Genomic DNA, 16,487 nt, shown 5'->3' on the forward strand with positions numbered 1-16,487 from the left:
GTACCCCGCCGGCCTCGGGGGAGGGAATCGGGGGTTTTCTGCCTGGGGAGGTCGGGATTTTCGTGGTCCATCCCGGATGTGACGCGACGTGCTCAGCCCCCACCTCTCGGGACGGATGCACGCCGGAGGTCGGCGACCGCCTTTACGGAACCTTCGCCCCCCTGGCGCCGCCCGTTCACCGGGACGCCGGGGGGCCGGCGCTAGCTTCCCCGACATCCCTCCCGACCCGTACACGATGGAAACCGTCACGCCCACCGGCACCACGACCGGCGAAGTCCTCCAGGTCATCGGCCCGGTCGTCGACTGCGAGTTCCCCGCCGACGCCGTCCCCGAGATCTACGACGCCCTCGAGATCGACCGCGGCGACGACCCGACCCTCGTCCTCGAGGTCCAGCAGCACCTCGGCGAGAACCGCGTGCGGACCATCTCGATGGACTCGACCGACGGGCTCACGCGCGGCACAACCGTCTCGAACACGGGCCGGCCGATCTCGATGCCGGTCGGCGAGGAGGTCCGTGGGCGGCTGTTCAACGTCGTCGGCGAGGCCGTCGACGGGCTCCCGCAGCCGAAGGTCACCGAGACCCGGCCGATCCACGCCGACCCCCCGAGCTACGACCAGCTCGCGACGTCGATCGAGGTGCTCGAGACCGGCATCAAGGTCATCGACCTCATCCAGCCCTACGCCCGCGGCGGCAAGATCGGCCTGTTCGGCGGCGCCGGCGTCGGCAAGACGGTCCTCATCCAGGAGCTGATCAACAACATCGCCAAGGGCCACGACGGCTTCTCGGTCTTCGCCGGCGTCGGCGAGCGGACGCGTGAGGGCAACGACCTCATGCGCGAGATGCTCGAGTCGGGCATCATGAAGTACGGCGACGCCTTCATGCACTCGATGGAGGAGGGCGGCTGGGACCTCTCGAAGGTCGACATGGAGCTCCTCAAGGAGAGCCAGGCGTCGTTCGTGTTCGGCCAGATGAACGAGCCGCCGGGCGCCCGCGCCCGCGTGGCCCTCTCCGGCCTCACGCTCGCCGAGTACTTCCGCGACCTCGGCGGCACCGACGTCCTGTTCTTCGTCGACAACATCTTCCGGTTCACGCAGGCCGGCTCGGAGGTCTCGGCCCTCCTCGGCCGGATGCCGTCGGCCGTCGGCTACCAGCCGACGCTGGCGACGGAGATGGGCACTATGCAGGAGCGGATCACGTCGACGAAGAAGGGCGCCATCACGTCGGTCCAGGCCGTCTACGTCCCGGCGGACGACCTCACGGACCCGGCCCCGGCCACGACGTTCGCCCACCTCGACGCCACCACGACGCTCTCGCGCTCGATCGCGTCGCTCGGCATCTACCCGGCCGTCGACCCGCTCGACTCGAACTCGCGGATCCTGACCGAGGAGGTCGTCGGCGAGGAGCACTACCGCGTGGCCCAGGACACGAAGGAGCTGCTCCAGCGCGACAAGGAGCTCCAGGACATCATCGCCATCCTCGGCCTCGACGAGCTGTCCGACGAGGACAAGCAGGTCGTCAACCGGGCCCGGCGCGTCCAGCGATTCATGTCGCAGCCGTTCTTCGTGGCCGAGCAGTTCACCGGCACGCCCGGCAAGTACGTCAAGGTCGACGACACCGTCCGCGGCTTCAAGATGATCCTCGACGGCGAGCTCGACCACCTGCCCGAGGGCGCCTTCCTCTACAAGGGGGCCATCGAGGAGGTCATCGAGGCCGGCGAGAAGATGCTCGCCGAGGCGTAGGCTCCCCCGACCGCGTCCGCCTCGGGCCCGCGCCCGAGGCGGGCCGACTCCCCCTGACATGGCTGACTCCCTGCTCGTCGAGATCGTCTCCCCGGACCGCGCGGCCTACCGTGGCGAGGCCCGGGCCTTCCGCGCCCCCGGCGTTGAGGGCTCGTTCGAGGTCCTCCGCGGCCACGCCCCGCTGCTGGCCGCGACCCAGGTCGGGACCGTGACGGTCACCACGCTGAACGGCGACCGCGTCCAGTTCGCCACGTCCGGCGGGTTCGTCGAGGTCCTCGACGACCACGTCATCATGCTGGCCGAGACGGCCGAGCCGGCCGGCGAGATCGACGTCGAGCGCGCTCGTGCCGCCGAGGAGACCGCCGCCGAGCGGCTCGCCGCGGCCACGACACCCGAGGAGCGGGCCCAGATCGAGGCCGAGCGCGACCGCGCGCGGAACCGGCTCCGCACCGCGATGGGCCAGGTCTGACGGCTCCCGGCTAACGGCCTGAGCCTTCATGAAGGGTTCTTGCCGCGCCCCCCGTGCCGGCGTACCTTGGCACTCCGACACCGGCCGACACACTGGCCAACGAATCGGGTTGAGCACGCCCAGCCCCGCCCTCCAGGGCGAGCTCCCCGACCGAGCGTCCGACGGGTTTCCGTCGGGCGCTCTCTTTTTGTACCCGCCGCGAGCCGGCTCCGTCCGCCTCGGGCGCCCCGCCGAGGCGGGCGGGGTCAGCGCTCGAACGTCAGGCGCGTGCCGGAGGCGAGGAGCGGGAACGAGAGCCCGTTCGAGCCGCCGCCGTTGAACACGAGCTTGGCGTCGGCGCGCTGGACGAGGTAGACCATCCGGTCGCCCTCCAGGCTCTCGACCCGGCCGTAGAGGTCGACGTAGACGGTCCCCTCGGCGACCGACATCGACCACAGCTTGACGTCGAAGCCCTGCGGGTCGTCCGGGTCGAGCGAGTAGTCGCTTCCGAACGCGCCGCGCATCTCGGGGAACTGGCTGTTGCCCGTCGCGAGGACGCCGTAGCCGCTCCGGTCCACAAAGCCTGCGGCGATCTCCCACCGCCCGCTGGCGGCCTCGCCATTCCGCGACACGAGTTGCCAATCGCCGGGCAGGTCGCAGCCGACGTCGTCGTAGAGGCAGTCGTCGTAGAGGTAGTCGCAGCCGCCGAGGACAAGCGCGGCGAGGATGAGGAGGGGGAGCCGGGTCATCGGGTCAGGGTCCAAAGCGTGCGGACGGCGTCGGCGCCGTCGAAGGCGTAGAAGGCCCAGACCTGTCGGCTGGCGCTGTCCTCCTCAATCGTCGCCACCACGTCGTCGACGATGTTTGCGCCCTCGCCGATGAAGATGAGGCGGCTCGCGTCGCCGTCGGCCGTGATCACCGAGCAGTCGCGGAAGCCCCGCGGATTGGCCGGGTCGTAGGCGACCGCGACGCGGTCGTCCTCCCCGGCGTTCTCGATGGTGGTCCGGTTGCACTCGATCACCCGTCCGACCTCGTAGGCGTCGACGCGCGGCGTGCCCTCGGCGGTGACGGATCCATCGGAGCGGACGCGTTCGGTGGTGACGGTTCGCGTCCAGACCCCGTCGAGGCGAGACATGAGCGCGGCGCCGCCGGAGCCGGTCGTCGTGAACGTGTCGCAGCCGGCGAGGAGAAGGACGGCGAGCGCGACGACGAGGGGGCGGCCCGAGAGCGGAGACATCGACGTGGGGTCAGAAGAGGCGTAGCTCGACGCCGACCTGCAGGCGCAGGCCGACGTAGTCGCGGTCGGAGACGGCCGCGCCGTCGTCGAGGCCGTTGGGGTCGGCGAGGTAGCGGCCGAAGTCGCGCGGGAGGTAGGTCTTCCCGTTGCGGCTGGCGTCGAAGTCGGTGGCCGGCAGCCGGTCCTCCCCGAACGTCTCGACGGGGAACAGGAGGCGGACCGGGACGAACACGCGGTCGCCGACGGCAAGCCCCCCCAGCACGCCGACCTCGAAGTAGGTCGACGACGCCGTGTAGACGCCGTTGAAGACGAACTCCGAGCCGAGGCTCTCTGACCCGTCCGGGTACGTCGTGGCGACCTCGACGCGGACCCCGCGAAACATCCCGCCGAACGATCCGCCGACCACGAGCGGTCCGAGTTGGCCCGTCAGGTCGATCGTGACGACGTGGTCGAGCGTCCGCGCTTGGACGCGGTTGCCGCGTCCGTTCGAGAACGCCGACGCCTCGTCGGACGTCGCGCGGCCGACTTGGTAGGCGAACCCGGCGCCGAGGCCGCCGCCCCCGATCCGGACCGCCGCCCCGAGGGCCGGGTGCGTGTGCTCGCCGGGCAGGAAGTCGACGGGCGCGTCGAGTACGGTCGAGAAGACGTCGCTGTAGGTCTCGCCGAGGAGCGCGAGGCGGTCGCCGTCGAACTGTGTCCTCGAGAAGGCGCCGGTGAGGTAGAGGCCCGACGGCTGCGCCGAGGCGGAGGCGGCCAGCAGAAGGAGGGCGAGGGGTCGGAGGCGCATGGGGGAGGGGGCGGACGGCCGGAAGGTCGCCGGCACCGAAACGGCGGCGCGTCCCCTCTGCCGGGGAGGGCGCCGGTGGGAGAGAAGGCTCGCGCGCGCTAGTTTGCGGCGTCTCCCCCCGACACCCCCGTGGCCCTCTCCTACACGCTCCGCGAAGGGCTCGCCGGCTTCCGGCGCGCCAAGCTGGCCGCGGCGACGAGCGTCGTCGCGCTCGCCATCGCGCTCGTCCTCATCGGCCTGTTCGTCCTGCTCGGGTGGCAGGGCCAGCAGGTCGCCGAGCTGCTCCGCCAGCGTGCCTCCGAGGTCGAGATCTTCCTCGACGACGACGCGACGGCCGAGGCGTCGGCCCGCGTGGGCGACCGGCTCCGGAGCGTGGCCGGCGTCGACTCGGTGCGGTACGTCTCGCACGAGGAGGCGGCCGAGATCTTCCGCGAGGCGTTCGGCGAGGAGGCCGACCTCTACGACGACGCCCAGTTCCTCCCGGCCAGCTACCGCGTCCGCCTCGGCGGCGACGCGGCCTCGCCCGACTCGCTCGAGGCCTTCGCCGAGGTCGTCGCGGGGTGGACCGCCGTCGACGACGTGGCCTACGACCGGGCCTCGGTCGAGGCCGTCGAGCGCAACGTCCGGACGTTCTCGAGCGTCGGGCTGGCCGTCGCCCTCCTCGTCGTGCTCGCGGCGCTGCTCCTCGTCGGCAACACGGTCCGCCTGTCGATCTACGCGCGGCGGATGCTGATCCGGACGATGAAGCTGGTCGGGGCGACGAACGCGTTCATCCGGCGGCCCTTCCTCATCGAGGGCGTGATCCAGGGGCTCGCGGCGGGCGTCGTGGCCGGCATCGTGCTGTGGGGGCTCTACGGCCTGTTCCTCCGCTTCATCCGCTCCGCCGACGCGAGCCGCGCGGTCGTGGACTGGCCGGGCGGGACGCCGCTGCTGGCCGTCGCCGCCCTCATCGTCCTCGGGCTCGTGCTGGGCTTCATCGCGTCGAGCGTGGCCGTCCGGCGGTTCATCCGGCAGGTGAGCCTGAGCTAGGGGTTCGCTGCGCCCGCCCGGGAACGGGGAATTGGGAAACAGGAGCGGGCAGAGGGCGCTGGTTCGCGGCGCCGTGGACGACCGCCAGCGAGGCGGTGGGACGCGGAATCAGACGGGACGGATCGCTCGTCTCGTGATGCCCATGTGACGAACCGGGCGACGAACGCGGCCCACGGGTGTCTGGATGGTGCATCACGCCCGCCGAGGTACGTCTCGCACGATCAGGACGTTGCCTCCCCCCATTCGCCCGACTTGTCATGGCCCTCCGCTCTCTGGCGTTCGCCGCCCTCGCCCTTTCCGCCCTCGCGTTCGCCGTCCCACGTCCCGTGGAGCCCGTCGGCACCATCGCCGGCACCATCACCGACACCGAGACCGGCGACCCGCTCGTCGGAGCCCACGTCGCGATCCCGTTCCTCGGCCTCGGCGCTGCGACGGACGAGGCTGGCCGGTTCCGCCTCGCCAACGTGCCGGCCGGGACGCACCGCGTCGTCGTGTCGCACGCCGGCTACGCGCGCGTCGAGCGGCAGGTGCGGGTGGAGGACGGCGCCCAGGTCGCGCTCGACGTGGCCCTCGCGGCTGTCGAGGTGGGCGAGGTCGTCGTCGAGTACGAGCGGCCGATGATGGAGCAGGATGCGATCTCAGTCCGCGGACGGACGGCGGGGATCGCGCCGCCGCCGGCCGCTCCCGCGGCGCCGCCGGCCGCGAGCGGCCAGTTCTACATGCAGCGCCAGTCGACGACCGGCGGCGGGCTCCAGCCACCACCGACCGACCGCGAGGGCTACGCGCCCATCGACGAGGTCGGGTTCAAGACGGCCACCGACGCGCCGCTCTCGACATTCTCCATCGATGTCGACCGGGCCAGCTACGCCAACACGCGCCGGTTCCTCACCGACGACCGGCTCCCGCCCGTCGACGCCGTCCGCGTCGAGGAGTTCGTCAACGCCTTCGACTACGCGCTCGACGGGCCGGGCGAGCAGGACCGCCACCCGTTCGCCGTCCACACCGAGGTGACCGAGGCGCCGTGGGCGCCGGCCCACCGGCTCGTCCGGATCGGGCTCCAGGGGCGGCGGATCGACACCGAGGACCTCCCGCCGGCCAACCTCGTCTTCCTCCTCGACGTCTCGGGCTCGATGCAGGCGCCCGACAAGCTCCCGCTCCTCCAGCGCGCGTTCCGGCTCCTCGTCCGCGAGATGCGGCCGGAGGACCGCGTGGCGATCGTCGTCTACGCCGGCGCCTCGGGCCTCGTCCTCCCGTCGACCGACGGGACGGAGAAGGCCGAGATCCTCGACGCCATCGACCGGCTCCAGGCCGGCGGCTCGACGGCCGGCGCCGAGGGCCTCCGCCTCGCCTACGCCACGGCCCGCGAGCACTTCGACCCCCGCGCGACGAACCGCGTGATCCTCGCCACCGACGGCGACTTCAACGTGGGCGTCTCGTCCGACGCCGAGATGCAGCGGCTGATCGAGGAGGAGCGCGAGTCGGGCGTCTTTTTGTCCGTCCTCGGGTTCGGCACGGGCAACCTCCAGGACTCGAAGATGGAGACGCTCGCCGACCACGGGAACGGCAACTACGCCTACATCGACTCGATCCGCGAGGCCGAGCGCGTGTTCGTCCGCGAGTTCGGCGGAACGCTGTTCGCCATCGCGAAGGACGTCAAGATCCAGGTCGAGTTCAACCCGGCCGAGGTCGCGGGCTACCGGCTCGTCGGCTACGAGAACCGGATGCTGGCGGCGGAGGACTTCAACGACGACCAGAAGGACGCCGGCGAGCTCGGCGCGGGCCACACGGTCACGGCGCTCTACGAGGTCGTCCCGGTGGGCGTCGAGGTGCCGACGGCCGGCGTCGACGGGCTCCGCTACCAGACGGCGCCGTCGCTCACGAGCGCGGCCCGGAGCGGCGAGCTGATGACCGTCGCCCTCCGCTACAAGCCGGCCACCGGCGCCGGCACGTTCGCCGACGAGTCCGTCCGCCTCGCGGTCTCCGTCGACGGGGCCGGCTTCCGGCCGATCGCGCGGGCCTCGGAGGCCACGCGCTGGGCGACGGCCGTGGCCGAAGCGGCGTTGCTCCTCCGCCAGAGCGAGTACGCGCCCGGCGCGTCGTGGGAGCAGGCGCTCGCCCTCGCCCGCGGCGCCCGCGGCGGTGACCCCCACGGCGACCGCGCCGAGTTCGTCCGCATGATGGAGACGGCCCAGGCGCTCCAGCAGACCGAGGCCGCCCAGCGCGATCGGCCCGTCGCGCTGGGGGACTGATGATGTCGGGTCGGGGCGCGCCGCCGTGTGCCCCGACCGTTGCCGACCCGGCCCACGGCACCGCCGAGGTGGCCCGCCTCGGCGACGCGCCAGCAGGTGGAGGGGCCGAATACCGGCGCAAGCCGGAACGCGGCGGCGACGGACGGCACACGCGAGCTCGTAATGGCACGCGTTTGGATCTGGCGCGTTCATGCCTCTCCCTGGTCCTCCCACCTCCCCCGTGGCCCTGACGCCCAACGTCGCCCGCCCCGCCCGCTCGTGGTCGCCCTCGGCGCCCGTCGAGGAGCCCACGCGGAACCCCTTCAAGCGCTACTGGCGGGCCGTGACCGACGACGAGGCGTCGTGGGGACGCCGGCTGTTCGTGGGCCTCGGCGTTCCGTTTGGGATCGGCCTGGGGGGATTGGTGCTCGGCGTGGCGGCGTTCGCCGTCTACGCGTGGTCGCTCCTGCCGGAGACGCCGGACGCCTACGCCCTCGCCCGTGCCACGCAGTCGCAGCCGACCGTCGTCGTCGACGTCCGCGGCGAGCGGATCACGCAGTTCGAGCCCGAGTTCCGCGAGTGGGTCCCGCTCGACTCCATCCCGACCCACCTCGTCGACGCGCTCATCGCGACTGAGGACCGCGACTTCTACGGTCACGGCGGCATCGACTACCAGCGGACCGTCGGGGCCATCTGGAACACGCTCAAGGGCGCCCGCCAGGGCGGCTCGACCATTACGCAGCAGCTCGCGCGGAACCTCTTCCCGGACGAGATCGGCAACGCCGGGACCATCGAGCGGAAGACGAAGGAGGCCCTCGCGGCGCGCGCCATCGAACGCGACCACACCAAGCGCGAGATCCTCGAGGCCTACCTCAACACGGTCCCGTTCCTCTACAACGCGCACGGCGTCGAGCTCGCGGCGCGGACCTACTTCGCCTCGCACGCGCCCGACCTGACCGTGCCCCAGTCGGCCATGCTGGTGGCGATGCTGAAGGGGCCGAACCAGTTCAACCCGGTCCGCCACCCCGAGGCGGCGACGGACCGCCGGAACCTCGTGCTTCGGCTGATGGCCGAGCAGGGCGTTCTCGGTCAGGAGGAGGCGGCGGCGTACCAGGCCGAGGGCCTGGACATCGACCTCCAGCCGCAGCCCTCGACCTACAGCGCCGCGCCCCACTTCACGGCCGCCGTCCGCCGCGAGCTCGACGCGTGGGCCACGGCGCGTGGCTACGACGTCGACCGGGACGGGCTCGTCGTCCGCACGACGCTCGACCTGACGATGCAGCGGGAGGCCGAGGCCGCCGTCGCCGCCCGCGCCGGCCGGCTCCAGCGGACCGCCGACGGCCAGTGGGGCCGCCGCGTCCCCCGCGCCGCGCTCGACGCCGCGTTCCGCAAGACGACGGCCTACGCCCAGGCCGTCGACGGCGGGATGAGCGAGTCCGAGGCGCTCGCCGAGGTCCGCGCCGACGCCGCGCTGTGGGATTCCGTGGCCCAGACGGTCCGCCGCGTCGAGGCGTCGCTCGTGGCGATCCAGCCCGAGACCGGCGCCGTCCGCGCCTACGTTGGCTCCCGAGACTTCCGCGTCGACGAGTACGACCACGCGGGCGTGGCGCTCCGCCAGCCCGGCTCGACGTTCAAGGCGTTCGTGTTCGCCGGCGCGCTCCAGCGTGGCTACGGCCCCGAAGACGAGATCGACGGCGGCGCTGCCGAGGTGGAGCTCGACGACGGCACGACGTGGACCCCGGCCGGCGGCTGGTCGGAGGGCACGCTCGCCGACGCGCTCGCCTACTCCAAGAACGCCGCGACGGCCCGGCTCACGCAGGAAATCGGGCCGCACCGCGTGGCGCTCGTGGCCCAGCGGATGGGCGTCGAGAGCGACCTCGACGTGGTCCCGTCGATCGGCCTGGGCACGAGCCCGGTCACGCTCCTCGAGATGGTCTCGGCCTACGCCACGATCGCCAACGACGGGCTCCGCCGCGAGCCGAAGCTCATCACGCGCGTCGAGACGGCGTCGGGCACGGTCCTCGACACGTTCGGCGGCGTGGGCCGGCAGGCGCTCACGCGCCGCGACGCGCGCAACCTCCTCGACATGCTCCGCGGCGTCATCGACCGCGGGACCGGGCGCCCGCTCCGCGAGATGGGCGTGACCGGCGACCTCGCCGGCAAGACCGGCACCACGCAGGAGTACGCCGACGGCTGGTTCATCGCCATGCGGCCCGGGCTGGCGGTCGGCGCCTGGGTCGGGTTCAACGACCAGCGGGTCACGTTCCGGTCGAAGCAGACCGGCGAGGGCTCGCGGACGGCGCTGCCCGTCGTCGGCGACTTCCTCCTGCGCGTCCAGGACCGCCTCCCGAACGTGGCGTTCCCGCCGCCGCCCGGCCGCTACGCCGACCTCGACTTCGACGCCGACGGGGACTCGCTCCTCATCGATGAGGCCGACGTGGCCGACCTTACGGCCGAGGACTACGAGTGGGCCTACGGCGAGGACCCCTACGACCCGGTCGAGGTGGACGTCCCCGACGTCGAGCGGCCGATGGAGGACCGCCCCGACCTCCGCCAGCCGCCCCCCGCCACGCGCCGGATCGGCTGGGACGGCAACGGCCAGCGGAGCGACGAGCGCCAGCGGACCGACGCGCCCCGCCGGGCCCCGATCCCAAGGACGCCCCCCCCGTCCGCCCCGCGCGGCGGCCAGTCGGGCGAGCCCGTCATGATCCCACGGGACGCCCCGCCGACGCCGGACCCGGAGGTCCGCAACCGAAACAACCGCGGCGGCATGACGGCCGAGGAGATGATCGAGGAGGCCCGCCGCCGCGACGGGGACGGCTAGGCCCGCCTCGGCGCCGAGGCGGGGGAGGTGAAGTGTCGGCAAGGCGGAACGCTTCCAGGCGGCCCGCCCTTCACCCGTCTCCCTTCACGCCCCACCCCATGCCCCGCGTCCTCCTCTTCACCGGCAAGGGCGGCGTCGGGAAGACGACGTGCGCCGCGGCCACGGCCCTCGCCTGCGCCAGCCGCGGCCAGCGCACGCTCGTCCTCTCGACCGACCCCGCCCACTCGCTCGCCGACGCCGTCGACCGGCCGCTCGGGCCCGAGCCCCGCGAGCTCGCTCCGAAGCTCGACGCCATGGAGGTCGACCTGTACTACTCCATGCGGAAGTACTGGGGCAACATGCGCGAGCTGGTCCGCGCCGTCCTCCGCTTTCAGGGCGCCGACGCCATCGCGGCCGAGGAGCTCGCCGCGCTGCCCGGGATGGGCGAGGGGAGCGCGCTCCTGTGGCTCGACGAGTTCGTCCGCTCCGGCGACTACGACGTGATCGTCCTCGACGCCGCGCCGACGGGCGAGACGCTGACGCTCCTCACGCTCCCCCAGGTCACGCAGTGGTGGCTCCAGAAGGCGTTCCCGCTCCAGAAGACGGCCATCAAGACCGTCGGCTTCGCCGTCCGCAAGACGACGGGCGTCCCGCTCGACAAGGGCTACGAGGAGCTCGACCGGCTCTTCGGGAAGCTCGGCGACGTGCAGGAGATCTTGCAGGACCCTGAGGTCACGTCGGCCCGCCTCGTGATGAACCCGGAGCGGATGGTGATCCAGGAGGCCAAGCGGGCCTACACCTACCTCCAGCTCTACGGCTACGGCGTCGACGCGGCGGTGGTGAACCGCGTGATCCCGGAGGACGAGGCGGGCGGCGTCATGGCGAAGTACGTCGAGGCGCAGGCCGGCTACCTCGACGAGATCCACCGCTCGTTCCACCCGCTCCCGGTCCTGACCGTGCCCCACCTCGGGCGCGAGGTGTTCGGACTCGAGCTGCTGGAGCAGGTCGCCGAGGGGATGTACGAGGGCCGCGACCCGGCGGCCGTCTACCACGCCGAGCCGTCTTACAAGGTCGAGAACGAGGGCGAGGTCTACACCGTCGCGCTCCGCGTGCCCGGCGCCGACCCCGGCGACGTGGAGGCCGAGCAGTTCGGGGACGACCTCGTGGTCCAGATCGCGAACCAGCGACGCAACGTCACGCTGCCCGCATTCCTAGCCTACTACCGTTTGGCCGAGGCGCGCGTCGCGGACGGCTGGCTCCGCGCCCGGTTCGTGCCCGAGGCGTAGGAGATCCCCGGATCTCGTGTCATCCCCCGATTGGCGGTTGGCCGCGTGACCGTAGGTTTCCGTTCCGCCCGTTTAACGATGCCGACGAATGGGCCGATAGGGGATAAGGCTCCCCAACCCTGCGACATGGCCCTCTCGAATCCTCCGCTTCCGCCCGACTACGACGGGCTCGGGTTCTCGGACCCGACCAACGAGTTCGTGCGCATCACGACGACCGAGGACGAGGCGGGCCGGGCCCTGGTCGACGGCGTCGTCGTCATCCCCGGCCTGCCGGTCTGCCGCGTCCGCATGAAGACGGACGTCGACCGGATCTACCGCTACGGGCCGGGCCGGCACGCCCTTCTGGGCTACGTCCGCGCGGCGCTCCACGAGGACGTCGTCGTCGAGCTGCCCTGGAACTGAGCGGAGCGAGGGCGGCGCAGCCAACCGCTCGCTAGACGGGGCAGCCAGTTGATCCGTCCCGCGGGACGGGCGTGCCCGCCTCGGTGCCGAGGCGGGGTGCGTCGGGCTACTCGCCGTCCGCGCCTCCGGCCGTCAGCTCCCCGCCGGAGCCCTTGAGCACCGCCCGGAGGTCGACGCCGCCGTTGGGGTCGAAGTCGAGCGTCCGGATCGGGAACGGGATCGTCACGCCGTGGCCGTCGAACGCGGCCTTGACGGCCTTGATGGCCTCGCTCTGGGCCTCCAGGAAGTCCGTCTGCCGCATGAAGTCGACCCAGAAGCGGACGACGAAGTTGATCGACGAGTCGCCGAACTCGGTGTAGTAGAGCTGGACGGGCTTGCCGTCCTTCCGCATCTCGAGCCCCTCGACGGCCGCGACGGCCACGCGCTGGGCGTGCCCGAGGTCGTCGCCGTAGCCGACCCCGCACGCGAGGTCGACGCGCCGCTCGCCCCGAGCCGAGTAGTTCACGATCGGGTCGCCGAACACCTTCGCGTTCGGGAGGATGACCTTCTGGCCCTGGAACGTGTCGAGGACCGTCGACCGGAGCGAGATCTCGCGGACGGTCCCCGTGAACCCGTTCGTCTCGATGATCTCGCCCACGAGGAACGGGTTCCGGATCGCCATCAGGATGCCCGCGATAAAGTTCGAGGCGATGTCCTGGAACGCGAAGCCGAGGGCCAGCCCCACGACGCCGGCGCCGGCGAGGAGCGTCGTCACCACGCCGTCGAGCTTGAGCACGCTGAGCGCGATGAACGTCCCGGCCGCGAGCACGGCGATGTAGACGATCGTCGCCAACAGCTCGACGACGTTCTTCGTCTGCGGCGCCCGGTCGGCCGCCCGGTGGAGCACGCTCGCGACGACGTTCCGGACGAGCCGGGCCACGAACGCGGCCGCGATGACGATGAGGACGGCGAGGACGAGGTTCGGGAGGAGCTCGAAGAACCCGTCCAGCCACTCGCGGAGCGTCCCGAGCGCGCCGCTGGCGGCGGCGCCTACGGTCTGGGCGGTCGTGTCGACGGCGACGACGGTCGTATCGGTCTGCATGCGGCGCGATCTGTGGGGGCGGGGGTAGCTACGAGCCGCCTCGTGCGCGGTTCGCCGGGCGAGTCAGGCGTCGGACGTGTCCGACACGTCCGCCTCGGCGGCGCGGTCGAGCGCCTGGACGAACGCCTCGACGGGCTGGGCGCCCGAGAGCGCGAACTGCTCGCCGAACAGGTACAGCGGGACGCCCCCGATCCCCGCCCGCTGCGCGACCGTCTGGCTCCGGCGGACGTCGGCGGCGTAGCGGTCGTCGTCGAGGAGCGCGCGGGCGTCGGCGCCCGGGACTCCGGCGTGCTCGGCGATGGCGACGAGGTCCCCGGCGTCGTTGAGGTCGCGGCCGTCGGCGAAGTAGCCCTCGAACAGGGCGTCGACGGTCTCCCACGTCCGGTCGTAGGTGCCGGCCAGGAGGATGAGGCGGTGCGCGTCGGTGGTGTTGGGCGCGCCGGCCAGCTGGGAAAAATCGAACCGGAGCCCCGCGGCCTCGCCGGCCTGCGCGGTGTGGGCGAACGCGGCCTCGGTCCGCTCCGGGCCGCCGAACTTCCGGTGGAAGAACTCCCGGGGCTGGCCCTGGGGCGGCAGGTCGGGCTGGAGCTGGAACGGCCGCCACCGGCGCTCGATGCCGAGCCCGGGCCGCTGGCGGAGCGCCTCGGCGAGGTGGGCCTCCCCGATGTAGCACCACGGGCAGGCGATGTCGGCGAATACGTCGAGCGTCATGGGGTCGAGGAAGCGGGAGACCCCGAACGTACCGTGCCGCGTCGGCGGAGTTCGTCGTGCGGTCCGATGCCTCCGCCTCGACGCCGAGGCCGGGAACGGGGCCGAACCGCAGGCCCCGCGCGATCGGTTGGCTCGGAGGTCCCACCGTGTCCTCCTGGGCGGAGCCGCGTAGCGGCGGAGAGACCGCGAAGCGACGGCGCAGCCAAGGATCTCGCCGGACTCGCGCGCTCCGCTCGCGACGTGCGAGCCGTTCGGCCGACACGGATCCCTCACGTTCGCTCGGGATGACACGGTGGGGAGGCCACGGCTCAGGGGAGGCCAAGGCTCAACTGCAAGCGCCGCGCGTTCGACGGGCGGGACGCCCCGCCCGCGACAGCTCCCTCCAGGCCTCCCGTAACCATTCTATCATCGGGAGCGGATGGTGCCTCCCGCCCGTTAGCTTGGCCGACTCTCTTTCCGACCCATGTTCATCCACGAGCTGAGCCCCGAGCAGCGCCGCGCCTTCCTGGTCCTCGCCCGCCAGGTCATCGACGCCGACAACCGGCTGGCGATCCAGGAGGTCGAGCGGCTCGACCGGCTTTACGTCGAGGCCGGCGTCGCGACCGAACTGGCCGGCGCCCCGAGCGGCGTCGGCGACCTGAACCTCCTGTTCGGGACCGAGCGGTCGCGTGTGGTCGTCTTGCTCGACCTCCTCCTCATGGCCTACGCCGACGGCCAACTCCACCTGCGTGAGATCGCGGCCATCCGGTCCGTCGCCGCCGGGCTCCAGGTCGATGCCGGGACGTTCGAGGCGGCGCTCGACTGGGCCCGCCGGCATCAAGAGCTGGTCGAGGAGGCCGAGCACCTCGGGAGCGCCGTCGGCTCGTAGGGCGCGGCCGGGCGGCGAGAGCGCCGCGACCGGCGGCCCGGCCCCCTCCGCCTCGGTGCCGAGGTGGACCGGCCCGGCGCCTTTGCGGCCGGTGTCCACGGGTTATCCACCGCGTGGATAACGAGGCCCATCTAGCTTCGCCGGTCCACCCTCTGCGACCCCGTGAGCGACCAGAAAATCATCTTCTCCATGCTCGGCGTCGGCAAGACCCTGCCGACGGGCAAGAAGATCCTCGACAACATCTACCTCTCGTTCTACTACGGCGCCAAGATCGGCGTCCTCGGTCTGAACGGGGCCGGCAAGTCGACCCTGCTCCGCATCATCGCGGGCAAGGACCCGAGTCACGACGGCGAGATCCAGAAGCAGCCGGACCTCACGATCGGCCTGCTCGAGCAGGAGCCCGACCTCGGCGACCCCTCGCGGACCGTCAAGGAGGTCGTCGAGGAGGGGATGGCTGAGGCCGTCGGCCTCCTCAAGCGGTACGAGGAGATCTCGGCCGCCTTCGCCGAGCCCGACGCCGACTTCGACGCGCTCATCGCCGAGCAGGGGAAGGTCCAGGAGGACATCGACCGGCTCGGCGCCTGGGACGTCGACGCGCGGCTCCAGCAGGCCATGGACGCGCTCCACTGCCCGCCCGGGGACTCGCCGATCGGGCCGCTGTCCGGTGGTGAGAAGCGCCGCGTCGCGCTCGTGCGGCTCCTCCTCCAGGCGCCCGACGTGCTCCTGCTCGACGAGCCGACGAACCACCTCGACGCGCAGTCCGTCGCGTGGCTCGAGCAGCACCTCGCCGGCTACGAGGGCACGGTCATCGCCGTGACGCACGACCGGTACTTCCTCGACAACGTGGCCGGCTGGATCCTCGAGCTCGACCGCGGCAAGGGGATCCCGTTCGAGGGCAACTACACGAGTTGGCTCGAGCAGAAGGAGGCCCGTCTCGCGCAGGAGGAGAAGGAGGCCTCGAAGCGCCAGAAGACGATCCACCAGGAGCTCGAGTGGGTCCGCCAGAACGCCAAGGGCCAGCGGACCAAGTCGAAGGCGCGGATCGCGCGGTACGAGGAGCTCCAGGCCGGTCTCGACAACGAGCGTCGCGACGAGCTCGAGATCTACATCCCGCCGGGCCCCCGCCTCGGCAACGTCGTCGTCGAGGCGGAAGGGGTCGACAAGGGCTACGACGGGCGGACGCTCGTCGAGGACCTCACGTTCAGCCTCCCGCCCGGCGGCATCGTCGGCGTCGTGGGGCCGAACGGCGCCGGCAAGACGACGCTCTTCCGCATGATTACGGGCGAGGAGGACCCCGACGACGGTGCCTTCCGCGTCGGCGAGACGGTCCAGCTCGGCTACGTCAACCAGGTCCGCGACCTCGACCCGGACAAGACGGTCTGGGAGGTCATCTCCGGCGGCGCCGACTTTATCCAGCTCGGCAACCGCGAGGTCAACAGCCGCGCCTACGTCGGCCGGTTCAACTTCGGCGGGGCCGACCAGCAGAAGAAGGTCGGGACGCTGTCGGGCGGCGAGCGCGGCCGGCTCCAGCTGGCCGTGACGCTGAAGGAGGGCGCGAACGTGCTCCTCCTCGACGAGCCGACGAACGACCTCGACGTCAACACGCTGCGGGCCCTCGAGGAGGCGCTCCTGAGCTTCGGCGGCTGCGCCGTCGTCATCAGCCACGACCGCTGGTTCCTCGACCGCGTCGCGACGCACACGCTCGCCTTCGAGGGCGACGGCGAGGTGGTGTTCTACCCCGGCAACTACTCCGAGTACGCCGAGGACCGGAAGGCCCGCCTCGGCATCGACCCGGACGAGCCCACGGGCCCGCACCGTCGCCTGACCCGGGCGTAGCGCATGAGGGGCGGATGAGTGAGGGGTGAA

Annotated in this window: 14 protein-coding genes; 9 read left to right on the forward strand and 5 right to left on the reverse strand. The window is 72.1% G+C overall.

Annotation, left to right across the window (positions count from 1 at the left end; genetic code table 11):
* Positions 1 to 235: 235 nt before the first annotated feature.
* Both atpD and atpC read left to right on the forward strand, forming a co-directional pair.
* Positions 236 to 1,741, forward strand: coding sequence for a F0F1 ATP synthase subunit beta (gene atpD / locus BSZ37_RS06875; protein WP_095509837.1), 1,506 nt, complete (start codon positions 236 to 238; stop codon positions 1,739 to 1,741).
* A 58-nt stretch (positions 1,742 to 1,799) separates the two neighbouring features.
* A complete protein-coding gene (atpC, locus tag BSZ37_RS06880) occupies positions 1,800 to 2,210 on the forward strand; it encodes an ATP synthase F1 subunit epsilon (RefSeq protein WP_095509838.1) in 411 nt (136 codons plus the stop codon).
* Between the two features lie 245 nt (positions 2,211 to 2,455).
* Here atpC and BSZ37_RS06885 read toward each other — a convergent pair whose 3' ends face one another.
* The 3 genes from BSZ37_RS06885 to BSZ37_RS06895 are packed head-to-tail and all read right to left on the reverse strand — an operon-like array spanning position 2,456 to position 4,213.
* Positions 2,456 to 2,938: a hypothetical protein gene (locus tag BSZ37_RS06885; protein ID WP_095509839.1), complete on the reverse strand. Its 483-nt coding sequence runs from the start codon at positions 2,936 to 2,938 to the stop codon at positions 2,456 to 2,458.
* Positions 2,935 to 3,426, reverse strand: coding sequence for a hypothetical protein (locus tag BSZ37_RS06890; RefSeq protein ID WP_095509840.1), 492 nt, complete (start codon positions 3,424 to 3,426; stop codon positions 2,935 to 2,937). The genes BSZ37_RS06885 and BSZ37_RS06890 overlap by 4 nt, the downstream gene beginning before the upstream one ends.
* 10 nt (positions 3,427 to 3,436) lie before the next feature.
* Positions 3,437 to 4,213: a hypothetical protein gene (locus tag BSZ37_RS06895; protein ID WP_095509841.1), complete on the reverse strand. Its 777-nt coding sequence runs from the start codon at positions 4,211 to 4,213 to the stop codon at positions 3,437 to 3,439.
* A 129-nt stretch (positions 4,214 to 4,342) separates the two neighbouring features.
* Between BSZ37_RS06895 and BSZ37_RS06900 the strand changes: the two genes are divergently transcribed.
* From BSZ37_RS06900 to BSZ37_RS06920, 5 genes are all read left to right on the forward strand, one after another.
* On the forward strand, positions 4,343 to 5,242 hold the full coding sequence (locus tag BSZ37_RS06900; protein WP_095509842.1) for a cell division protein FtsX: 900 nt from the start codon (positions 4,343 to 4,345) through the stop codon (positions 5,240 to 5,242).
* 257 nt (positions 5,243 to 5,499) lie between these two features.
* Positions 5,500 to 7,491: a YfbK domain-containing protein gene (locus tag BSZ37_RS06905; RefSeq protein WP_095509843.1), complete on the forward strand. Its 1,992-nt coding sequence runs from the start codon at positions 5,500 to 5,502 to the stop codon at positions 7,489 to 7,491.
* Positions 7,492 to 7,711: 220 nt separating this feature from the next.
* A complete protein-coding gene (locus BSZ37_RS06910) occupies positions 7,712 to 10,294 on the forward strand; it encodes a transglycosylase domain-containing protein (RefSeq protein WP_179299508.1) in 2,583 nt (860 codons plus the stop codon).
* Between the two features lie 98 nt (positions 10,295 to 10,392).
* Entirely contained in the window at positions 10,393 to 11,559 is a 1,167-nt protein-coding gene (locus BSZ37_RS06915; protein ID WP_095509845.1) for an ArsA family ATPase, read from the forward strand.
* Positions 11,560 to 11,685: 126 nt separating this feature from the next.
* Positions 11,686 to 11,961, forward strand: coding sequence for a hypothetical protein (locus BSZ37_RS06920; RefSeq protein WP_095509846.1), 276 nt, complete (start codon positions 11,686 to 11,688; stop codon positions 11,959 to 11,961).
* A 106-nt stretch (positions 11,962 to 12,067) separates the two neighbouring features.
* Here the strand turns inward: BSZ37_RS06920 and BSZ37_RS06925 are convergent, their stop codons facing one another.
* Positions 12,068 to 13,042, reverse strand: a complete 975-nt coding sequence (locus tag BSZ37_RS06925; RefSeq protein ID WP_095509847.1) for a mechanosensitive ion channel family protein — start codon at positions 13,040 to 13,042, stop codon at positions 12,068 to 12,070.
* 63 nt (positions 13,043 to 13,105) lie between these two features.
* Entirely contained in the window at positions 13,106 to 13,753 is a 648-nt protein-coding gene (locus tag BSZ37_RS06930; RefSeq protein WP_095509848.1) for a DsbA family oxidoreductase, read from the reverse strand.
* A 463-nt stretch (positions 13,754 to 14,216) separates the two neighbouring features.
* Here BSZ37_RS06930 and BSZ37_RS06935 point away from each other — a divergent pair, with 463 nt between their 5' ends.
* The gene (locus BSZ37_RS06935; RefSeq protein WP_095509849.1) at positions 14,217 to 14,621 is read left to right on the forward strand and encodes a TerB family tellurite resistance protein; all 405 of its coding nucleotides are present in this window, start codon (positions 14,217 to 14,219) and stop codon (positions 14,619 to 14,621) included.
* Between the two features lie 162 nt (positions 14,622 to 14,783).
* Complete coding sequence (ettA, locus tag BSZ37_RS06940) at positions 14,784 to 16,457, forward strand: energy-dependent translational throttle protein EttA (protein WP_095509850.1); 1,674 nt, start codon at positions 14,784 to 14,786, stop codon at positions 16,455 to 16,457.
* The last annotated feature ends 30 nt before the right edge of the window (positions 16,458 to 16,487 follow it).

The sequence above is a fragment of the Rubrivirga marina genome, from assembly GCF_002283365.1.
GTDB lineage: Bacteria > Bacteroidota > Rhodothermia > Rhodothermales > Rubricoccaceae > Rubrivirga > Rubrivirga marina.

Excerpts from the sequence above, each read along its gene's own strand:
- BSZ37_RS06925 (WP_095509847.1), bottom strand. The coding sequence starts at position 13,042 with ATGCAGACCGATACGACCGTCGTCGCCGTCGACACGACCGCCCAGACC.
- atpC (WP_095509838.1), top strand. The coding sequence starts at position 1,800 with ATGGCTGACTCCCTGCTCGTCGAGATCGTCTCCCCGGACCGCGCGGCC.
- BSZ37_RS06890 (WP_095509840.1), bottom strand. The coding sequence starts at position 3,426 with ATGTCTCCGCTCTCGGGCCGCCCCCTCGTCGTCGCGCTCGCCGTCCTT.
- BSZ37_RS06905 (WP_095509843.1), top strand. The coding sequence starts at position 5,500 with ATGGCCCTCCGCTCTCTGGCGTTCGCCGCCCTCGCCCTTTCCGCCCTC.
- BSZ37_RS06920 (WP_095509846.1), top strand. The coding sequence starts at position 11,686 with ATGGCCCTCTCGAATCCTCCGCTTCCGCCCGACTACGACGGGCTCGGG.
- BSZ37_RS06885 (WP_095509839.1), bottom strand. The coding sequence starts at position 2,938 with ATGACCCGGCTCCCCCTCCTCATCCTCGCCGCGCTTGTCCTCGGCGGC.
- BSZ37_RS06930 (WP_095509848.1), bottom strand. The coding sequence starts at position 13,753 with ATGACGCTCGACGTATTCGCCGACATCGCCTGCCCGTGGTGCTACATC.
- BSZ37_RS06895 (WP_095509841.1), bottom strand. The coding sequence starts at position 4,213 with ATGCGCCTCCGACCCCTCGCCCTCCTTCTGCTGGCCGCCTCCGCCTCG.
- BSZ37_RS06935 (WP_095509849.1), top strand. The coding sequence starts at position 14,217 with ATGTTCATCCACGAGCTGAGCCCCGAGCAGCGCCGCGCCTTCCTGGTC.
- atpD (WP_095509837.1), top strand. The coding sequence starts at position 236 with ATGGAAACCGTCACGCCCACCGGCACCACGACCGGCGAAGTCCTCCAG.
- BSZ37_RS06915 (WP_095509845.1), top strand. The coding sequence starts at position 10,393 with ATGCCCCGCGTCCTCCTCTTCACCGGCAAGGGCGGCGTCGGGAAGACG.